Source organism: Lacibacterium aquatile (assembly GCF_042683105.1).
In the GTDB taxonomy this organism is placed as follows: domain Bacteria; phylum Pseudomonadota; class Alphaproteobacteria; order Elsterales; family Elsteraceae; genus Lacibacterium; species Lacibacterium aquatile.
In genome coordinates, this window is record NZ_JBHUIP010000014.1 from 220348 (window position 1) to 238182 (window position 17835).

At 62.0% G+C, this 17835-nt stretch carries 18 protein-coding genes and 1 riboswitch; of the genes, 11 read left to right on the forward strand and 7 right to left on the reverse strand.

Going from position 1 to position 17835, the window contains the following annotated elements; translation table 11 throughout:
- Nucleotides 1-12 precede the first annotated feature (12 nt).
- The 8 genes from ACFSM5_RS18155 (at nucleotide 13) to ACFSM5_RS18190 (ending at nucleotide 7381) form a co-directional block, all read left to right on the forward strand.
- The gene (locus tag ACFSM5_RS18155) at nucleotides 13-675 is read left to right on the forward strand and encodes a hypothetical protein (RefSeq protein WP_379877971.1); all 663 of its coding nucleotides are present in this window, start codon (nucleotides 13-15) and stop codon (nucleotides 673-675) included.
- 76 nt (nucleotides 676-751) lie between these two features.
- On the forward strand, nucleotides 752-1642 hold the full coding sequence (locus tag ACFSM5_RS18160) for a DMT family transporter (RefSeq protein WP_379877972.1): 891 nt from the start codon (nucleotides 752-754) through the stop codon (nucleotides 1640-1642).
- Nucleotides 1643-1718: 76 nt separating this feature from the next.
- Complete coding sequence (locus ACFSM5_RS18165) at nucleotides 1719-2441, forward strand: glycosyltransferase family 2 protein (RefSeq protein ID WP_379877973.1); 723 nt, start codon at nucleotides 1719-1721, stop codon at nucleotides 2439-2441.
- 1 nt (nucleotide 2442) lies between these two features.
- Nucleotides 2443-2763, forward strand: a complete 321-nt coding sequence (locus ACFSM5_RS18170) for a lipid-A-disaccharide synthase N-terminal domain-containing protein (protein WP_379877974.1) — start codon at nucleotides 2443-2445, stop codon at nucleotides 2761-2763.
- 3 nt (nucleotides 2764-2766) lie between these two features.
- Nucleotides 2767-4257, forward strand: a complete 1491-nt coding sequence (locus ACFSM5_RS18175; protein WP_379877975.1) for an ArnT family glycosyltransferase — start codon at nucleotides 2767-2769, stop codon at nucleotides 4255-4257.
- A riboswitch (SAM riboswitch) is annotated at nucleotides 4258-4336 on the forward strand.
- Between the two features lie 52 nt (nucleotides 4337-4388).
- A complete protein-coding gene (metZ, locus tag ACFSM5_RS18180; protein WP_379877976.1) occupies nucleotides 4389-5594 on the forward strand; it encodes an O-succinylhomoserine sulfhydrylase in 1206 nt (401 codons plus the stop codon).
- Nucleotides 5595-5609: 15 nt separating this feature from the next.
- The gene (locus ACFSM5_RS18185; RefSeq protein ID WP_379877977.1) at nucleotides 5610-6059 is read left to right on the forward strand and encodes a rhodanese-like domain-containing protein; all 450 of its coding nucleotides are present in this window, start codon (nucleotides 5610-5612) and stop codon (nucleotides 6057-6059) included.
- A 161-nt stretch (nucleotides 6060-6220) separates the two neighbouring features.
- Complete coding sequence (locus ACFSM5_RS18190) at nucleotides 6221-7381, forward strand: MFS transporter (protein WP_379877978.1); 1161 nt, start codon at nucleotides 6221-6223, stop codon at nucleotides 7379-7381.
- Between the two features lie 4 nt (nucleotides 7382-7385).
- On the opposite strand, the gene ACFSM5_RS18195 is transcribed toward ACFSM5_RS18190, so the two are convergent.
- From ACFSM5_RS18195 to ACFSM5_RS18225, 7 genes are all read right to left on the reverse strand, one after another.
- The gene (locus tag ACFSM5_RS18195) at nucleotides 7386-8219 is read right to left on the reverse strand and encodes a peptidoglycan-binding domain-containing protein (RefSeq protein WP_379877979.1); all 834 of its coding nucleotides are present in this window, start codon (nucleotides 8217-8219) and stop codon (nucleotides 7386-7388) included.
- A 101-nt stretch (nucleotides 8220-8320) separates the two neighbouring features.
- Nucleotides 8321-9061, reverse strand: a complete 741-nt coding sequence (locus ACFSM5_RS18200; RefSeq protein WP_379877980.1) for a pyridoxine 5'-phosphate synthase — start codon at nucleotides 9059-9061, stop codon at nucleotides 8321-8323.
- Between the two features lie 62 nt (nucleotides 9062-9123).
- Nucleotides 9124-10593 (reverse strand): ATP-binding protein, encoded by a 1470-nt coding sequence (locus ACFSM5_RS18205; protein ID WP_379877981.1) that lies wholly within the window; start codon nucleotides 10591-10593, stop codon nucleotides 9124-9126.
- Nucleotides 10593-11318 carry a response regulator gene (locus ACFSM5_RS18210; protein WP_379877982.1) on the reverse strand — a complete coding sequence of 242 codons (726 nt, stop codon included), beginning with the start codon at nucleotides 11316-11318 and terminating at the stop codon, nucleotides 10593-10595. The genes ACFSM5_RS18205 and ACFSM5_RS18210 overlap by 1 nt, the downstream gene beginning before the upstream one ends.
- A 44-nt stretch (nucleotides 11319-11362) precedes the next feature.
- The gene (locus tag ACFSM5_RS18215) at nucleotides 11363-11968 is read right to left on the reverse strand and encodes a hypothetical protein (RefSeq protein WP_379877983.1); all 606 of its coding nucleotides are present in this window, start codon (nucleotides 11966-11968) and stop codon (nucleotides 11363-11365) included.
- A gap of 92 nt (nucleotides 11969-12060) precedes the next feature.
- Nucleotides 12061-13020, reverse strand: coding sequence for a DnaJ C-terminal domain-containing protein (locus ACFSM5_RS18220; protein WP_379877984.1), 960 nt, complete (start codon nucleotides 13018-13020; stop codon nucleotides 12061-12063).
- Between the two features lie 98 nt (nucleotides 13021-13118).
- Nucleotides 13119-13619 (reverse strand): Lrp/AsnC family transcriptional regulator, encoded by a 501-nt coding sequence (locus ACFSM5_RS18225; protein ID WP_379877985.1) that lies wholly within the window; start codon nucleotides 13617-13619, stop codon nucleotides 13119-13121.
- A gap of 84 nt (nucleotides 13620-13703) precedes the next feature.
- Here ACFSM5_RS18225 and ACFSM5_RS18230 point away from each other — a divergent pair, with 84 nt between their 5' ends.
- Genes ACFSM5_RS18230 through ACFSM5_RS18240 form a run of 3 tightly spaced genes read left to right on the forward strand, consistent with a single transcriptional unit; the run spans nucleotide 13704 to nucleotide 17817 of the window.
- Nucleotides 13704-14681 (forward strand): mitochondrial fission ELM1 family protein, encoded by a 978-nt coding sequence (locus ACFSM5_RS18230; protein ID WP_379877986.1) that lies wholly within the window; start codon nucleotides 13704-13706, stop codon nucleotides 14679-14681.
- Between the two features lie 11 nt (nucleotides 14682-14692).
- Complete coding sequence (locus tag ACFSM5_RS18235) at nucleotides 14693-16432, forward strand: ArnT family glycosyltransferase (RefSeq protein WP_379877987.1); 1740 nt, start codon at nucleotides 14693-14695, stop codon at nucleotides 16430-16432.
- A complete protein-coding gene (locus ACFSM5_RS18240; protein WP_379877988.1) occupies nucleotides 16429-17817 on the forward strand; it encodes a phosphatase PAP2 family protein in 1389 nt (462 codons plus the stop codon). The genes ACFSM5_RS18235 and ACFSM5_RS18240 overlap by 4 nt, the downstream gene beginning before the upstream one ends.
- The last annotated feature ends 18 nt before the right edge of the window (nucleotides 17818-17835 follow it).

Below are 17835 nucleotides of genomic sequence, written 5' to 3' on the forward strand. Positions count from 1 at the left end.
ATGGATTTGAAGATGAAGAAACTGCGGAAGTTCCCGCCACTGGTGATCGCGGCAATTTTTCTGGCTGGATGTGCCTATAAGGGGTCGGAACAGGAGCGGCAGCACAAGATCGAACTGCAAGTCGGCAGCATGCAGCTGTTTCTGAATTATCTCGATCCTGATCAGGGGAAGAAACTTGCAGCGGCAATCAAGGCCGATGATCCGAAAATATTAAGTCAGTTACCCTTTGAGGTTGATCGAAATGCGCCCGATCCGACCCGCATTGATCTCACCGCTTTCAGACCGGACGTCTATACTTCCGGCATTATTCCGATGGCATCCGAAAAAGCGGTCTTTTTTGGATCGATAGCTGCTGATCCCCGAATAGTGGCAATGGTATTCGCGATCAATCCAAAGGCGGCGGATCCGATTGCCCCTTGGGCCAAGGCAAGACCGCTCAATGACGAAACCACTCTTCTAAGAGATTGGGCCGAGACGCGACACGGGGTGGTTTACAACTTCAGCCACTATCGACGCAAAGACGTCGGCTATTGTGCCTCCGTCCAGGCTGGTACCGATCTTGGTAACCTGTTGGCCTTCGTATGCGCTACGCGCGAAAGCATCTCGCCTGCGGAACTGACGAACATCGCACGAACCGCCAGCGTCGAAGGTCGCGTTCCCGCTGCGAAGAACTAAGGCTTCTGCCATCGCAACCCTGCCTGTCGACTAGGCGGCTTGCTGGGTGTGGGGCGGGCGGATAGTCTCCCGCGCCATGTCCGCTGTTTCCGAACCCCAATCCACCGGCCTGCCGCGCTGGCCGTTGCTGGCCCTGTTCGCCGGTGCCTGCTGCATCGCCATGGCGCCGATCTTTGTGCGTCTTTCCGAGGTGGGGCCGACGGCGACCGCCTTCTGGCGTGTCTTCCTGCCCATCCCCGTGCTGCTGCTCTGGACGGTTTTGGAGAGGCGTGGCGTGCACAGTTCGCCGGATAATCGTGCATGGCGCGCTATGGTTCTGGCCGGTATCGCCTTTGCTGCCGACCTGGGCTTCTGGCATCTCAGCGTCAAATGGACGTCGGTTGCCAATGCGACGCTGCTGCCGAACCTAATGCCCGTCTATATGGCGGTCATCGGCTTCTGCTTCCTGGGCGAGCGCTATTCGCTGCGCTTCCTGGCGGGACTAGCCCTGGCGGTGGGCGGAGCCATCGTCCTGATGGGGGGCAGCTTCACGGTGAAGCCGGAGCAACTGGCGGGTGATGTGATCGCCATCGGCACCGCTGCTTTCTATTGCGCCTATCTGCTTTACGTGAAGAAGGCCCGGCAGTGGGTCGGCACCGGCCGCATCATGCTGATCAGCGCGATTGTTTCGGCCGTTATTCTGCTGCCGGTGGCGCTGGCATTCGGCGAGACGATCATGCCGCAGACCTCCTATGGCTGGAGTGTCGTGCTGGGGCTGGCCTTCTTTACTCACGCGGCAGGACAGGGGCTGATCGGCTGGAGCCTCGCCCATCTGCCTGCGACATTCTCTGCGGTCGGTCTGCTGATCCAGCCGGTGGGGGCGGCCTTGATCGCGGCGGCGATGCTGGGCGAACCGCTGACGGCCTGGACGATCAGCGGCGGCATAATCGTGCTGACCGGCATTCTGATGGCACGAAAAGGCAGCTGAAATAACTGGTCAGCGCAGGGCGTTTAAGGTACGCCGTTGCGGCGTATTTCCTCGAGATTAGCGGGCTTTTTGCCAGATGCAGCTTTCCGTCGTCGTCCCGGTCCTCAACGAGGCCGAGAACATCCGCCCGCTGGTGGCCGAGATCCGCGCCGCCCTCGACGGTAAACTCGACTATGAAATCATCTATGTCGATGATGGCTCCACCGATGCGACCCCGCAGATCCTGGCCGAGCTGCGGGCTCAGGGGCCAAATTTCCGCTCCCTTCGTCATGTGACGCGCTGCGGCCAGTCTGCCGGTGTGCGGTCGGGTGTAAAGGCGGCGCGCGGCACCTGGATTGCGACCCTGGACGGCGATAGGCAGAACGATCCGGCCGATATTCCCGCCATGTGGGATCGCGCCCAGCAGGAGATCGCGACCAACCCCAAGCCCGTGCTGATCGCGGGCTGGCGGGTGAAGCGCCAGGATGTTCTGTCCAAGAGGATCGCCTCGCGCCTTGCCAACAAGCTGCGCCGCGCAATGCTGAAGGACGGCACGCCCGACACCGGCTGCGGCCTGAAGCTTTTCCCGCGCGAGCAGTTCCTCGAATTTCCTTACTTTAAACACATGCACCGCTATCTGTGTGCCTTGATGATCCGCCAGGGCGGACACATTGTTTCTGTGCCGGTCAATCACCGCCATCGCACGCAGGGTGTTTCCAAATACGGCAATCTCGACCGCGCATTGGTCGGAGTGTCGGATCTTCTGGGGGTCGCATGGCTGCAACGCCGTGCCTCGATCCCGACCGCCAACGAGGAATAAGATGGCGCTTATCGATAAATTCTGGGGCTTGTTCCTGCAGCAGTGGCATGCCGACGGCTGGTGGTTGCTGGTCGGCTTCGGGGCCCAGGCGCTGTTCATGTCGCGCTTCATCGTCCAATGGATCTATAGCGAAAAGCATCAGCGGTCGATGATCCCCATGGCCTTCTGGTGGATCAGCATCGCGGGCGGCCTGTCGCTCTTCGCCTATGCCGTCCATCGCGAGGAACTGGTGTTCGGCCTCGGTCAGCTGCTGGGCCTGATCGTCTATATCCGCAATGTTTTTCTGGTGCGCAAGGAACAGCGCTCGAACCAGGGTGCATAAAGGATGAGCGTCGACACCAAACCGCAAGACGATATGCCGCCCGAAGTTTTCCGCTTCGGCGTATCGCTGCTGTTTCTGGTGACGGCCAGCCGGCTGCTGGTTAACAGCAACGAATTTTACCCCCTGCATGGCGATGAAGCGCAGTATTGGCTGTGGGCGCAAGAGCTGAGCTTTGGCTATTACTCCAAGCCGCCGCTGATCGCCTGGATCATCGGTGCCTTCACCGGGCTGCTGGGCGACCGTGAGTTTGTGGTGCGCCTGGCATCACCGCTGCTGCATCTCGGCACCGCGCTGCTGATCTATGGGATCGGGAACAGGCTTTTCTCTCGTCGGGTCGGCTTCTGGGGCTCGCTCACCTATATCCTGATCCCCGGCGTCTCCTGGTCGTCCCTGCTGATTTCGACCGATCCGCCGCTGCTGTTCTGCTGGGCGTTGTCGCTCTATGCCCTGGTGCGGGCGGTTGAGGCGCCGCAGAAGTTGAAATGGTGGCTGGTCGGGGGGGTGGCCTTCGGTGTCGGCCTGCTGGCCAAATACGCCATGGTCTATTTCCTGGCGGGCCTGCTGTTGTGGGTCGTTGCCAAGCGGCGCGATCTGCTGCGGATGCCGGGGCTCTGGCTGATGATCGCCGTCGGCCTCGCGGTTCTGTCGCCGAACCTGATCTGGAACGCCATGAACGGCGGCGCGACCTTGGCCCATACGGCTGATAACGCCGACCTCGGCCATGGCGTTCGCCTGGATCCGGCCAAGCTGGGCGATTTTATCGCCGGTCAGTTGGGGGTCTTCGGGCCGATTACGTTTGCGGCGCTCGTAGGACTGATCGTCGTGCGCTTCAAGACGCTCTGGAAAGCAGAAGCGACTGCGCTGTTGCTGTGCCTGATCCTGCCGTCGCTGGTACTGATGACCGGCCTGTCGATGTTGTCGCGCGCCAATGCCAATTGGGCGGCGGTCAGCTATGTCGGTGGGAGCGTTCTGGTCGCGGCGATGCTGGCGGAAGGCAAGCGGGGGCGTATGGTCCTGATCGCCGCCACGGTGCTGCATGTGGTGGCGATGGGTATCGGCTATACCTACCACGACCTTGCCCGGATGGCGGGGGTGGAGATCCCCTATAAGAGCGATCCGACCCGCCGCTTCCAGGGGGGGCGCACCATCGGTCGGGCTGTTGCGGGTGTGCTGGCCGAACGCGGCATGCCGGTGCTGATGACGGATCAGCGGCTGCTCTACGCCCAGCTCGCCTATTACGCGCGGCCGCGCAAGCAGGTGCAGTGGGATGCGAACGGGCGGACCGACAGCCAGTTTGAGATGGAAAATCCGGCCTCCCAAGCGCGGGAGGATACGATCCTTTACGTTACCCGCTCGAACCAGCCCGGCGCCTTGCAGCATTTCCGCGAACAGGAGCGGATCGGCGCGATCACGGTTCCCCTGGGCAAAGGCGCTTCGGAGACCTATCATCTTTTCCTGCTGCGGGGCTTGACGGATCCGCCAAGCAAGGGTTAAACAACTTCCCGTGGTGATTTGAGCCGACCGGCTTGCGGCCACGTTAAACAAGCAGCTAAAAGGTCGTGCGCGCGGACTCCGCGCCTGCTTCCTCCCGGTCGGATCGAACGTTTGTGATCTTGGAGGATTTCATGGGTATCCCACATCCCGACGACGCTATCGAACTGGACACGCTGCTGATTCGCGGCGGGCTCACCCGGTCCAATTACGGCGAGACGTCGGAGGCGATCCACATGACCTCCGGCTTCACCTATGGCAGTGCTGCCGAGGCCGAGGCCCGCTTCACCGGCGAGAACCCCGGCTTCGTCTATTCCCGCTATGCCAACCCCACCCTGGATATCTTCGAGCAGCGTCTGCGCCAGATCGAAGGGGCAGGGGGCTGTCATGGCACCTCCTCGGGTATGGCCGCGGTCTATGCGGCGCTCGCGACCTCCCTGAATGCAGGCGATCATGTGGTCGCGAGCCGCGCGCTTTTCGGATCCTGCCATGTGATCCTGTCGACCATTCTGCCGCGCTACAATATCACGACCACCTTCGTCGACGGCGACGACCTGAAGGCCTGGGAAAGCGCGGTGCGCCCCAATACCAAGGTCTTCTTCCTGGAAACCCCGGCGAACCCCACCCTGGCCCTGGTCGATCTGAAGGCGGTCAGCGCCATCGCCCATGCGGCGGGGGCCAAGGTCATTGTCGATAACGCCTTCGCGACCCCGCTGCTGCAGCGCCCGCTGATGCTGGGCGCAGATATCGTCACCTATTCCGCGACCAAACATATCGACGGTCAGGGCCGTTGCCTGGGTGGCGCGGTGCTGGGAACCTCCGAATATTGCACCGATGTGCTGCAGCCCTTCCTGCGTCACACCGGCCCTGCGCTCTCTCCCTTCAATGCCTGGCTGCTGTCCAAGGGCCTCGAAACCCTGTCGCTACGCGTCCAGCGGTCCTGCGATACCGCGGAGATTTTGGCTGACCACCTGGGCGACAAGCCGCAGGTCGCCAAGCTGCTCTATCCCCACCACGACAGCCACCCGCAGGTCGAACTGGGGCGTCGCCAGATGTATCGCGGCGGCACCATCCTGTCGCTGGAACTGAAGGGCGGTCGCGCTGCCGCCTGGGCCTTCATGGATGCCTTCAAGATCATCGATATCTCGAACAACCTTGGTGACAGCAAGTCGCTGATCACCCATCCGACCACGACCACCCATCGTGCGATGGCCGAGGAGGACCGGTTGGCCATGGGGATCACCGAAGGGCTGGTGCGCCTGTCGGTCGGCCTGGAAGGCGTCAACGACCTGCTGGCGGATATCGACCGCGGCCTGAAGGCCGCCGCCGCGCATTCCTGAGATAGGAGAGGCACTATGCCTGATGGATCGCCCCCCGTTGTCGCCGCGCTCTATGCGGGTGATATCTCGCCGCGCGAAGCTTGGGATCTGCTGGTGGCGGAGCCGACCGCGCAGCTTATCGACGTGCGCTCGGAAGCCGAATGGAACTTCGTCGGTCTTCCCGATCTGACCTCGCTCAATCGGACGGCGCATAAAGTCCAATGGCAGCATTGGCCGACGTCTGCTCTCAACGACGGGTTCGTCGGCGAGGTGCGGCGCATCCCGGTGATTACGGCTGAAACGCCGTTGGTGCTGCTGTGCCGGTCCGGCGTGCGCAGTTTGGCGGCGGCCAAGAAACTCACCGAGAAGGGCTATGCCCGCGTCTATAATATCGCTGGCGGCTTCGAAGGGCCGCTCGATCCCGGCAAGCACCGAGGATCGCTGGCGGGCTGGAAGGTCGAAGGGTTGCCCTGGACCCAAGCTTAGAGCCGTAAAAAGCCGTGATCCCGGTGCTCGACACCGGGATCTCCTCCGGGAGATTATCCAATTCGGCCAAGATAGTGTGGACACGCACCCGGAGGAGATCCCGTGGTCAAGCCACGGGATGACGAAATCCGGTGACTGCGTGGGCAGGCTTGAGGAGGACCATGGCGGCACCCATTGATAAACGGACGCTGGCGGTTGCCCTCGCGGGTGCCGCTGCCTTCCTGGATCTCTACCCGACCCAGGCGCTGCTGCCCGATCTGGCCGCTGCCTTCCAGGCCGGACCGGCGGAGGTTGCGATGACCGTCACCGTCGGTACCGCCGCCGTTGCCTTAATGGCCCCGATCACGGGCGCGCTGGCAGACCGATTCGGGCGCAAGCGGTTGATCGTCGGTGCCTGCCTTGCTCTTGTGCTTCCGACCCTGATGACGGCCTTGTCGGGTAGCCTCGCCGAGCTTCTGCTCTGGCGTTTCCTTCAGGGATTACTGCTGCCTGCGATCTTTGCCGTCACGGTCGCCTATGTGGGGGAGGAGTACGAGCCGGGCGAGATCTCGCGTGCCAGCGGTCTCTATATCGCCGGAACCATCATGGGCGGTTTTCTGGGCCGCTTTGTCGCCGCCCTGGTGGCGGAGGGATATGGCTGGCGCTGGGGGCTGGGCAGTCTCGCAATCCTCAATCTGGCGTGCGGGCTGGCTCTTTGGGCCTATCTTCCCCCAGCGCGGAGTTTCCGCCCGGCCGACTCGCTGGGCAGTGTCGTCGGGGCCATGGGGCGGCATCTGCGCCGTCCGCCGTTGGTTGCGACCTTTGCATTGGGCTTCGGGGTGCTGTTTTCCCTGGTGGCCCTCTTCACCTACGCGAATTTCCATCTGGCGGCCGCGCCCTATAGCCTGTCGACCGGGCAACTCGGGGCGGTTTTCATTGTCTATCTCACGGGTGTCGCGGCTAGTCCCTGGACGGGGCGGCTGATCCGCCTGTTCGGGCGGCGCGGGGCGCTGGCCACGGCGGTTGGCATCGCCTGTACGGGGCTGGTGCTCACGCTCTTTTCACCCCTGCCCGTGATTATCGCGGGACTGGCCGTGGGATGTGCCGGGATCTTCATCACCCAAAGCGCCGCGACCGGCTATGTCGCGGGCAATGCACCCGAGGCCAAGACGGCGGCCGTCGGGCTCTATGTCGCAAGCTACTATCTGGGGGGAAGCCTGGGGGCCGTGGTGCCAGCCATGGCCTTAGCCCAGTTCGATTGGCCGGGTGTCGTTGTGATCGTGGCGCTGGTCCAGGCGGCGATGCTGCTCACCGCCTGGATATTCTGGCGCGACCCGAAATAGCTCTTTAGAACGTCGGTTCGCGACGCTTGGTGCCGAGATTGGCGGCAGCGCTCCCGACAAAATAAGGGTTGTTCGCACTGGCACCCGAGGACACAAACCCGCGCCACACGATCCAGCCTGCAATCGCCACCATCAGACCGGCGGCAAGCCACGGCCAGAAGCGGCTGATGCCCTCTTCCTCGGCCTTGGCGGCAGGGAAGTTGGCGCTGGGGGCTGAATACATATGCTCGGCAGTCACCTGTTCACGGGGAACGGCCGGGGGATTGACGCCGTTGGGGCGCGAGATGGGCGGCGGCAGATTCGGGTTATTCAGCGCGCGGTTCTGCGGCGAAGTGTAGTTTTGAGTCTGCTGTTGCTGGCTACCGGCGCTCATCTGCGGTGCCGTGAGCGTTGGGCCGCCGCTGGAGCCGCTCGACCGCTGACCATAGCCGGTCAGGGTCTGGGCAGAGCCGCCGAATTCTTCCGAGTCCACCTTGGCCTGAGGCACGGCAACAGGCTTGGGCGGGGGCAAGGCTGCCTGAGTACGTGCCTGCTGTTGCTGCTGAGCCGTGGGAAGGGACAGGCCCTTGGAGTATTTGGTATCGCGGACTTCGCGCAGGGCGTTCAGCGTCTGGCCGTCCAGCTTGCCGGTCTGCGGCAGCTTGGCTTCGCGCTGAAAATCGGTAATGCCCTTGCGGGTATTATCGGTCATCTCGCCGGTCGGCCGGTTCGAGAATTTGCCCATGAGCATAAGGATCTTCTGGGCTTCCTCGACCTCGTCTTTCGACTGGGCAAGTACAGGCGTCGCCAGCAAGGTGGCGGCCATAAGAGAGCTGAGAAGCAGACGTGTCGCGATCATGGTTCGGCTATTTAATCCTAATGTCCTACGCTTGTTATACAGGTGAAATAAGGCAGAACAACGGACGTTTTTTCAAGTCTGCCCTCTAAGTGACGAAAATCTCAGGCCAAACCGTCTTTTATAGCGCCAAGATAGCGTTTCACGGTCTCGCCCAGACCTACGTCCAGGGCATCGGACAGAATGGCATGGCCAATCGACACTTCCTCCGGTTTCAGACGCCGGATCAGGGCCGGGAGGTTGACCGTGTCGAGGTCGTGGCCGCCATGGACTGCCAGCCCGAGGGTGCGTGCATAACGCGCCGCCTGATCCAATTCATCCAGCAGGCGCTCCATTTCCGGCGTTCCATAGGCCTTGGCATAGTCTCCGGTATAGAATTCAACGGCAGCTGCTCCGGCGCGGGCCGTAAATTCCACCGACCGACGATCTGCATCGCAGAAGACGCTGACCCTGGCGCGGCTACCTTTCAAAGCGTCGCAGGCATCCTTCAAGGCAGCGTGATCGTCATAGGCGCGCCAACCGCGGGTCGACGTCACTTCGCCCGGCATGACCGGAACAGCGGTGAACTGCTGAGCGCCGACCTCGCGCACCAGGCGGATCAGTTCGGGACGCAGGTCGCCTTCCACATTCAACTCAATGCGCCCGTCTTCGACTTCCGGCAGGCGGGCGAAGGCGATGACGTCATCCAGCGTGGCATGGCGGGCGTCGGAGCGTGGGTGCAGCGTCAGACCTTGGGCGCCCGCGGCAATGCAGGTGCGGGCGGCTGCCAGGGGGTCGGGCAGGCCCGAGCCACGGCTGTTGCGCAGCAGGCAGACCTTGTTGAGATTGACGCTGAGACGGGTCATGGAAGCTCTCCTTTCCCGCCTACATAATCCTCAAAGGTGTCAGGATCTAGAGTCTGTTGCTTCTAGAGGCGACGCGGCAGTGAAACGCGCACCCGCAGGCCGCCCCGCACTCTGTTCAGCAACTCCAGCTCGCCGCCATGCAGATCGACGATGGATTTGACGATGGCAAGCCCGAGGCCTGAGCCGCCGGTGTCACGATTGCGCGAGCTTTCCAGGCGATAGAAGGGCTTCAGCACGTTGCCGATTTCCTCCTCTGGAATGCCGGGGCCGTCATCCAGGATCTCGACGAAGACCTCTTCGGTCGTTGCATGCACCGTGACCTCGGCCCGGCCGCCGTATTTGACGGCATTGTCGATGAGGTTGGCGAAGGCCCGTCGCAGGGAAGAGGGACGCCCGCGCATTCGCAAGGAGCGCCCCTCGCCAAAGACGCGCGCCTCGCGATGGGCGCCGAAAACGGTCCCCACAGTCTCGAAACGCAGGGGAGGGGCTTCGACCAGGCTCACGGCGGAGCCCGAGTCGGCGAAATCATCGCAGAGGGACTGCAGGATCGAAGAGAAGGAGACAAGCTGCTCGGCTTCCCGCAAGGCATCGTCTCGCAGGAAGGCGAGGGCCGAGGCGATCATCTCGGACATCTCGTCGAGATCCTTCAGGATCTTCTCCCGCAAGGCATCATCTTCGATGAATTCGGCGCGCAGCTTTAGCCGGGTTGCGGGCGTGCGGAGATCATGGCTGATCGCAGCGAGCATTCGGGTGCGGTCTTCCAGGAGGGTCCGCAGCGTTGTCCGGCCTTCCTCGATCACTTCGCCCAGCATGGCAATTTCCCGTCCGCCGACATCGGGCAGGGCAGGGGGACTGGGATCGTTGCGGCTGGCGGCAGCCGCCGTCGCCAGCTGCTCCAAAGGGCGCGATAGCCAAAGAGCCGCAAGGATTGCAGCACCCACCAGAATGGCCAGAGCTGCGCCATAGACCAATCCGACCATGACCGGCGTTGTACGCTGTGACCAGAAAACCTGCGAGCGGAAGACCAGCCAGCTGCCATCGCGGACGGGCAGCGATACTATGGCAGGAACGCCCATCTCATGCAGATCGAGAGACAGTTGGGAGAGCGCACTTTCAAGGCTGGCCCCGGCGAGGGTCAGGTCGAGCGCGCGATCTTCCAGCAGAGGGCGCTCCAGCCAGAGATAGACGATCTCGGGCGCCTGCGAGCCTGGATCCCTGACGACTGGCAAGATCAGCTGTGCGCCGTTTCGCTCTTCCCCCGGCGTGCTGGCCCGTTCGAACTTCATGCCGCTGAAATGCAGGGTGATGAGGTCCCCCGCCGGGTCGCGCCGCTCGGCCAGGGCGATGTCGGTCGCGCGCCAGACGCGTGCCATGCCCGCGCCAAGTTTCGGCGCCTCCAGCGTGTCATACTGACGGCTTAGGGCGAAACTCTGCATGAAATACGAAAAGATCAGAGCGAGGGCCAGAATGGCCAGCAGTATCAGAACAGCCCGGCCGCGAAAGCGGGCCATCAGCGGCACTTCGCTGTCCATCACTCTTCCCGGACGACGGCGGCGGTGAATTGATAACCGACCCCGCGCACGGTCTTGATGAGATTGCTTTCCCGGCCGGTTACGTCGAGTTTCCGGCGCAGGCGGCTGATCTGAATATCGATGGAGCGATCAAAGGGGACGGAACTGTCCCCTTTATAGTGATCCAGCATCTCTTCGCGCGGGATAACGCGCTGGGGGCGTTCCAGCAATTGCTTGAGGATCTGATATTCGCCGGTCGATAGATGAACCAGGACACCGTCGGGAGCCCGCAGCTCCCGTTGTCCCAGATCGAGGCGCCAGCCCGCAAAGGTCCAGATCTCATTGCGAGACGCTTCGGGATTCCCCCCGCCGCCACCACTGCGCCGGAAGATCGCACGGATGCGGGCCAGCAGTTCGCGAGGGCTGAAGGGTTTTACGAGATAGTCATCGGCACCCAGTTCCAGGCCGATCACGCGGTCGGCTTCGTCGGCGACCGCAGTCAGCATGATGATGGGAAGTTGGCTGGACTGTGCCCGCAGATATCGGCACAGGCTCATGCCATCCTCGCCGGGCAACATGAGATCGAGGATGACGCCGTCGATAGGCCATTGAGCCAGGACGCGCCGCATCTCCCGGCCATCGGCGGCGCGGCTGACGCGAAAGCCATGACGGACCAGGAAATCATGTAGAAGTTCTTGGATATCGCGGTCGTCGTCGACCACAAGAAGATGGCGAGCCTTTTCCATGCCCGCCACTCTAACGAATTCTGATGCCCGTGGTCAGCCGCGATCTATGGGAGAACGGCTTCGCTGGCAGAGATCAGTTCATCTTTGAAGTTAATAGACTTCAGGAATGCCTGTGTGCTGGCAGTTGTTAAGGCTGAGGTGCTGGGCTTGGAGCACAGGAAGCCTTGCGAATTGAACGAACGCCAGCGGCTGCTGTAGAAGGCACAGGAGATCGGGGTGTTCTGTTCCTTCACCGTGACCATTATGTATTTATACTCGGCAGGACCATTGCTGACCGTGGCATACTCGCCAAACTCAGGCTCACGCTTGCTGAGATAAGCATGACGTTCGACTTGTTTGCGTAAAGTGTCGTCGATCCAGGTGATGGATGAATGGGTCTGGGCAATCATGATTTCGCCAAAATAACCCGACTGATCAATCTGGCTGTAATTGATCTGCGACTTAACGCCATTCTCCAGAGAACCGTTGATGACCGACGGATTACGCGCCCAAGCGGTGCCCCAGCCTTGAATATTTAATTTGATGGGGTTTTCATCACGCGACAAGGGCTCGGGAGCACCGTAGGTGGCTTTAAGGCTATGTTGAGCAACGGCGCCGCTGCTTAAGAATAAGGTAACAAGGCAGACCAACGTCGACGAGCGAAGTAACATTCTTATATTCCCTAAGAGGCAAAGCAATCCTCATAAGCTCTACGTCTGAGGGAAATTAAGTCAATATAAACTATTTTTAAGGCGTTTGAATGTCAGACGTTGTTCAGCTTGGAGCGGACTTCGTAGGGGTTCTTATTCGCCCAGCGCTCTATAAAGTTTGCCAGCTCGGTGTCCACCGTTTCCGGCAGCATGACGGCGATTCGGACGTACTGATCGCCGCGGCCATGACCGCGTGTGGCTATACCTTTGCCTTTCAGGCGAAGCGTTGTCCCCGTATTGGCGCCCTTGGGGATCTTGACCGCCACTCTGCCGTCGATGGTCGGGACGGTGACAGAAGCGCCCAGCAACGCCTCGGGCAAAGTGATCGGCAGTTCCAGATGCACGTCGTTGCCGCGCCGCTCGAAATGCGGGTGGGGCTCGACATGAATTTCGATGAAGGCATCACCCGATGGCTGCCCATCACCACCCGGTTGTCCCTGGCCGCGCAGGCGCAGCTTGGTGCCATCCGTTGTGCCGGGAGGGATGTTGACGTCCAGCGCTTTGCCATGGGCTGTGGTCACACGGCGGGTGGCGCCGCCCGCTGCGGACACGAAATCGACAGTCAATGTATAACTGATGTCAGAACCGCGACGGGCATTGGCACCGCCACCACTGCCGGAGCTGCTGGAGCCAGCGCCAGTAGAGCCGGCACCTGCACGATTGCGCGAGCGCTGGGTGAACATCTCGAAAATATCGTCGGGATCGAAGCCGAAGCCCCCGAAACCTCCGCCGCTGCTGCTTCCTGCTCCTGCGCGACCGCTGGAGCCAGGCCGGCGGCCGAACGGCTTCTCATTTCCGGCACCGTCGATCTCGCCCCTGTCGAAGCGGCTTTTTTTATCGGCATCCGAAAGGATGTCGTAAGCCGTACTTACTTCCTTGAATTTCGACTCGATCGACTTGTCGCCGGGGTTGAGATCCGGGTGATAGCGTTTCGCCAGCTTGCGGTAAGCCGATTTGATCTCTTCGGCCGTCGCCAGGCGCGAAATGCCCAATACCTCATACGGGTCGCGCATAACGGTCCCGCTACTCCCTGATCTGTTGGATCGGATGCGTTCCGTCGGCTCGCATCACCTAACCATCAGATATATCGGCAACGGGTCCGGCTGCAAGATCAGTCCTCGTCGTCTTCGTCGATGTCTTCCATCGGGATGGGAACGCCGGGAAGGTCCTTGGTCGTCCGCATGACCAAGGCTGAGCGCACATGGGAGACGTTTTTGGCGGCGGTCAGGCGGCCGGTCAGGAACTTCTGATAATCTTCCCAATCGCGCGAAACGACCTTAAGCAGATAGTCGATATCACCGGTCAGCAGGTTGCATTCGCGAACTTCCGGCCATTCTGCCACTTGTTCCTCGAACGCCCGAAGATCGGAATCGGACTGGCTGGCGAGGCCGACCTGAGCAAAGACCGTGACGCCATATCCCAGCGTGTCGGGATTGACATCGGCATGGTAACCGCGAATAAACCCAGCCTTCTCGAGCGCCCTGACGCGGCGCAGGCACGGCGGGGCCGATATCCCCACCCGTTCCGCAAGATCGACATTTGTCATTCGACCGTCGGCTTGAAGATCGCGCAGGATTTTGCGGTCGATCCGGTCTAGCTTGACGCGACGCATGGACGGGAAACCTCCAATTTCAGCAATTATGTTCCATATAGCGCGCCTAAAGCGAAACGTCATGACAAAAAACACGGTTCGATAATGTTGAAACCGGACATCTGGATCATCGCCGATCCCAAGGCAGGAACGATTGCGCAGGCGGTCGGGCTTGCCGAACGGTTGGGCGGTGCCTCCCGGATCATCGAAGCCGTAGGTCGGTTTCCCTGGCGATATCTGCCTGCGCGTCTGTGGTGGAACCCCCGAAAGGCGCTGACTGTATCGTTGGACGGACCGCCACCAAACCTCGTCATAGCGGCTGGGCGCAGCGCGGTTGCTCCGGCGGCGGCTTTGCGCGGACCGAATACCCGAGTGGTTGCGCTGCTGGATCCGCGCATGGATCCGGAAAAATTCGATCTGGTGATCTGCCCGCAGCATGACCGCCTGCGTGGACGCAATGTGCTGACCACCATTGGTGCCCTGCATAAGGTGACGCCGGAGCGTATTGCCGCCGATCAGGCAACGGCGGCCTTCCGGACTGCCGATCTGCCGCGCCCGCTGATTGCCGTGCTGGTGGGGGGTAGCAATGGTCGTGTTCGTCTGAATGCGGCGAAATTGGGGCAGGAACTGGCGGCCCTGGCCCAAAAGACCGGCGGCAGTCTGGCTGTCTCCACATCCCGTCGGACGGGAGAGGCGGCGACTGCGATTCTTAGGCACGCGCTGACTGATGTGCCGCACGATTTCTATTCCGGCGATGGAGACAATCCTTATCCCGGTATCCTGGCCATCGCTGATCATATCCTTGTAACCGAAGACAGCGTCAGCATGCTGTCGGAGGCCGCGAGCACGGGCAAGCCTGTTCATATTCTGCGACTTGAGGGTAATCCGGGGAAATTCCGCTTTTTCCAGGAAGCGCTGATCACTGGCCGCCATGCCCGATACTTCGATGGCGAACTGCCCCATTGGACTGCGCCGGTGCTTGACGAGACCCAACGGGCGGCAGAGGCGGTCGTGGGCCTTTTGATTGGCGAACAGAATCCCCATTTGCCTGAAGTCCCGGCTGAAGTATCACGGCGTCCATGAAGGAACCTCTCTTGCGCGACACTCCCCGCCAACCGGCTCCCCGCAGGCCCGCCCCGCGTCGGGATGAGGGGGAGCGCGACTTCGGGCCGCTTGGCTGGTTCGGCCCCTGGGCGGGCCTTATCGCCCTCTGCCTGGTGCTCTTTACCGCTGGGATGACCAGCCTGCCGCCCTTTGACCGGGACGAGGCGCGGTTCGCCCAGGCCAGCCGCCAGATGGTCGAGACTGGCGACTGGGTGCATATCCGCCTGCAGGACGAGCCGCGCAACAAGAAGCCTATCGGGATCTATTGGGCGCAGGCGAGCGTTGCGTCCGCGGTCGAAAAGGTGACGGGTCAGCCCGCCGCCATCTGGGCCTATCGTATCCCGTCGGTCCTGGCGGGGATCGCCTCCGTGCTGCTCCTGTTTTGGGGGTTGCGGAAAGAGACCGGCGACCGTCCTGCCTTCCTGGCTGCGAGCCTCCTGGGGGGCAGCCTTCTGGTCGGTGTGGAGGCGCATCTGGCCAAGACTGATGCCATGCAGCTTGCCTGCACCGTTGCGGCCGCCATGGCGCTGCTGCGGCTTTACCGACATCGCGAATATCCTGCTCCAAGCTGGACGATGTGGCTGTTCTGGGTTGCCCTCGGGGCCGGCATTCTGGTCAAAGGCCCGGTGGTCCCGATGGTGGCGGGTCTGACTCTGCTTGCTCTGTGGTGGGCGGATCGCAAAGGGGAGGGCAGCGCTTGGATGAAGGCGCTGAAGCCGCTAAGCGGTCTGCCGGTCCTCATCCTGATCGTTGCCCCCTGGACGATGGCGATCATCGCGGGGTCGAGCGCAGATGCCCCTGCAGGCAGCGGAAGCTTCTTCGAGGATGCGATCAAGGGCGATCTGCTGCCTAAGTTGATCGGCGGGCAGGAAGGGCATGGGCAGCCGCCCGGCTACTATCTCGCGCTGGCCATGGTGCTGTTCTTTCCGGGGTCGTTGGTCCTTATCCCTGCCTTGGTGCAGGGATGGAAGGACCGGGCGGAGCCGCTAGTGCGTTTCGCCCTGGCCTGGGCGATCCCGACCTGGGTTGTTTTCGAGATCATCCCGACCAAGCTGCCGCACTATGTGCTGCCCGCCTTCCCGGCGCTGGCGATGCTGGTGACGAGCCTTGTCGTGGGCGAGGAGGCGGAGCGGGCGCTACGGCGCTGGTGGGGGCGGCTCGGTATTCTGCTGTGGGCGTTAGTCGCGTTGGCCCTGGCAGGTGCCGCAGTCTGCCTGTCTATCTGGCTAGACAAACGTCTCGATCCCTTGGCCTTGGCGCCTGCGCTGATCCTGGTGGGGGCAGGGGGCTGGGTCGTGTGGGCGGCTTTGAAAGGCGAAGCACGCCAAGCCTTGATGGCGGCGATTGCTACGGGTGGTGTTGCCTTCACGCTCATCTATTCGACTGTGCTGCCGCGCCTTGATGCTTTCTGGCTGTCGCGCGGCGCGGCGCAGACGCTGGCGACGGTTGCTCCCAATGCCACGGCTCTGGGCGCGGTCGGTTATGCCGAGCCAAGCCTCGTCTTCCAGACCCGCACCGACATTCTGCTGGGGAACGCCACCGAAGGGGCTGCCCTGTTGAAGCGTATGCCTGGCGCTGTTGTCCTGGTGGCCGACCGCGAGCAGGCGAAGATGGATGCGGCCCTGAAGGCGGCCGAGGTTGAAACGCAAGTCATCGGCAGTATCAGCGGCTTCAACTATTCCAAGGGCCGTCCTGTGACGCTCACTCTCATCCGCCGGAAACTATCGTGAAGCTGTCTTGGTTTGCCGCTCTGGTCGTTGCGACCTTCCTGCTGTTTTATTTCTTTCCGGGCATCGACCTGTGGTTCGCAGGGCTTGGCTATACGCCGGGTCAGGGGTTCGCCCTGGGCAAGACCGCGCCGTTCGAGCCGCTTCATGATGCGGTCAACTGGATCGTAGGGCTGATCGTCATCGGGGCGATGGCTGGCTGGTTCCTGAAGAAGCTGTCGACCAAAGCCGCCGCTTTCCTCGTGTTATCGGTGATCATCGGGCCGGTGGTGCTGGCGAACGCCACCTTCAAGGATAATTGGGGGCGGGCTCGCCCGAACCAGATCGTAGAGTTCGGCGGCACCAAGACCTTCACGCCGGTCGCGATCCCGTCCGATCAATGCCAGCGGAACTGTTCCTTCGTGTCTGGCGACGCGGCGGGCGGCTTTGCATATCTCGCCCCGGCGCTGCTGGCTCCGCTGGCATGGCGCCGCCGGGCGGTGGTCGCCGGGCTGGCGGTGGGCGCGATCTTTGGTGCCAACCGCATCCTGCAGGGCGGACATTTCCTCTCGGACGTACTGTTTGCCGGATATGTGGTCGGTGGTTCGATCTGGCTGCTGCATTGGATCTATTTCGGCGATGGGCGAGCGGCCCGTCTGCGGGCATGGATCACGCAGGAGATGTCGAGCCACTGGGGGCGCTGGCGTCTGGCGGCGACCTTGTTCGTGCCACTTGCCGTCACCTCATTTTTCTTCTGGGACCAGGAAATCGCCCGTTCGATGCGGGGGCAGCCCAAGCCGGTGTTGAAGACCTTCGGGGTGATCACGCAACTGGGCGATGGGCTCGGCTGGTTCGTCGGATCGATCCTGCTGCTTGTGATCTGTCTCTGGTTCGGGTTCCGCTCCAGAGATCATGAGGTCGCGGCGCGCTGGCGGGTACGGGCCTGGGCGCCGGGGTTTTTTCTGGCGGGGATCGCGGCGGCGGGGCTGGTCAATTCCCTGCTGAAGTTCCTGTTCGGGCGCGCGCGGCCGAAGCTTTTTTTCCGGGACGAGGTCTATGGCTTCGCGTTTTTCCGCCATGTACCGGATTGGGTCTCCATGCCGTCGGGCCATACCGCGATGGCATTGGCGGTGGCAACCGCGCTGACCTGCCTGTGGCCGCGCTGGCGCTGGGTGATCCTGCCGATCGGCTTTCTGGTGGCCTTGAGCCGTGTCGTCGTCACTGCCCATTGGTTAGGCGACATCCTGATCGGCAGCCTCGTCGGCAGTGGTATGGTGCTGGTCATACGCCATATCTTCATGGCGAATGGCATCCAAGTTGGCCCTGGTTTCGGCGCTACGGGCGTCTGGCAGCGGCAAAGTAGCATTTCCAAGGGGTTAGGGCTTGTACGCCGCCCCACGAACAAGTAGTCTGACACCGTCAAGAGG

Coding starts and splice junctions, on each gene's coding strand:
- ACFSM5_RS18155 (WP_379877971.1), top strand. CDS start 13: ATGAAGAAACTGCGGAAGTTCCCGCCACTGGTGATCGCGGCAATTTTT.
- ACFSM5_RS18160 (WP_379877972.1), top strand. CDS start 752: ATGTCCGCTGTTTCCGAACCCCAATCCACCGGCCTGCCGCGCTGGCCG.
- ACFSM5_RS18165 (WP_379877973.1), top strand. CDS start 1,719: ATGCAGCTTTCCGTCGTCGTCCCGGTCCTCAACGAGGCCGAGAACATC.
- ACFSM5_RS18170 (WP_379877974.1), top strand. CDS start 2,443: ATGGCGCTTATCGATAAATTCTGGGGCTTGTTCCTGCAGCAGTGGCAT.
- ACFSM5_RS18175 (WP_379877975.1), top strand. CDS start 2,767: ATGAGCGTCGACACCAAACCGCAAGACGATATGCCGCCCGAAGTTTTC.
- metZ (WP_379877976.1), top strand. CDS start 4,389: ATGGGTATCCCACATCCCGACGACGCTATCGAACTGGACACGCTGCTG.
- ACFSM5_RS18185 (WP_379877977.1), top strand. CDS start 5,610: ATGCCTGATGGATCGCCCCCCGTTGTCGCCGCGCTCTATGCGGGTGAT.
- ACFSM5_RS18190 (WP_379877978.1), top strand. CDS start 6,221: ATGGCGGCACCCATTGATAAACGGACGCTGGCGGTTGCCCTCGCGGGT.
- ACFSM5_RS18195 (WP_379877979.1), bottom strand. CDS start 8,219: ATGATCGCGACACGTCTGCTTCTCAGCTCTCTTATGGCCGCCACCTTG.
- ACFSM5_RS18200 (WP_379877980.1), bottom strand. CDS start 9,061: ATGACCCGTCTCAGCGTCAATCTCAACAAGGTCTGCCTGCTGCGCAAC.
- ACFSM5_RS18205 (WP_379877981.1), bottom strand. CDS start 10,593: ATGGACAGCGAAGTGCCGCTGATGGCCCGCTTTCGCGGCCGGGCTGTT.
- ACFSM5_RS18210 (WP_379877982.1), bottom strand. CDS start 11,318: ATGGAAAAGGCTCGCCATCTTCTTGTGGTCGACGACGACCGCGATATC.
- ACFSM5_RS18215 (WP_379877983.1), bottom strand. CDS start 11,968: ATGTTACTTCGCTCGTCGACGTTGGTCTGCCTTGTTACCTTATTCTTA.
- ACFSM5_RS18220 (WP_379877984.1), bottom strand. CDS start 13,020: ATGCGCGACCCGTATGAGGTATTGGGCATTTCGCGCCTGGCGACGGCC.
- ACFSM5_RS18225 (WP_379877985.1), bottom strand. CDS start 13,619: ATGCGTCGCGTCAAGCTAGACCGGATCGACCGCAAAATCCTGCGCGAT.
- ACFSM5_RS18230 (WP_379877986.1), top strand. CDS start 13,704: ATGTTGAAACCGGACATCTGGATCATCGCCGATCCCAAGGCAGGAACG.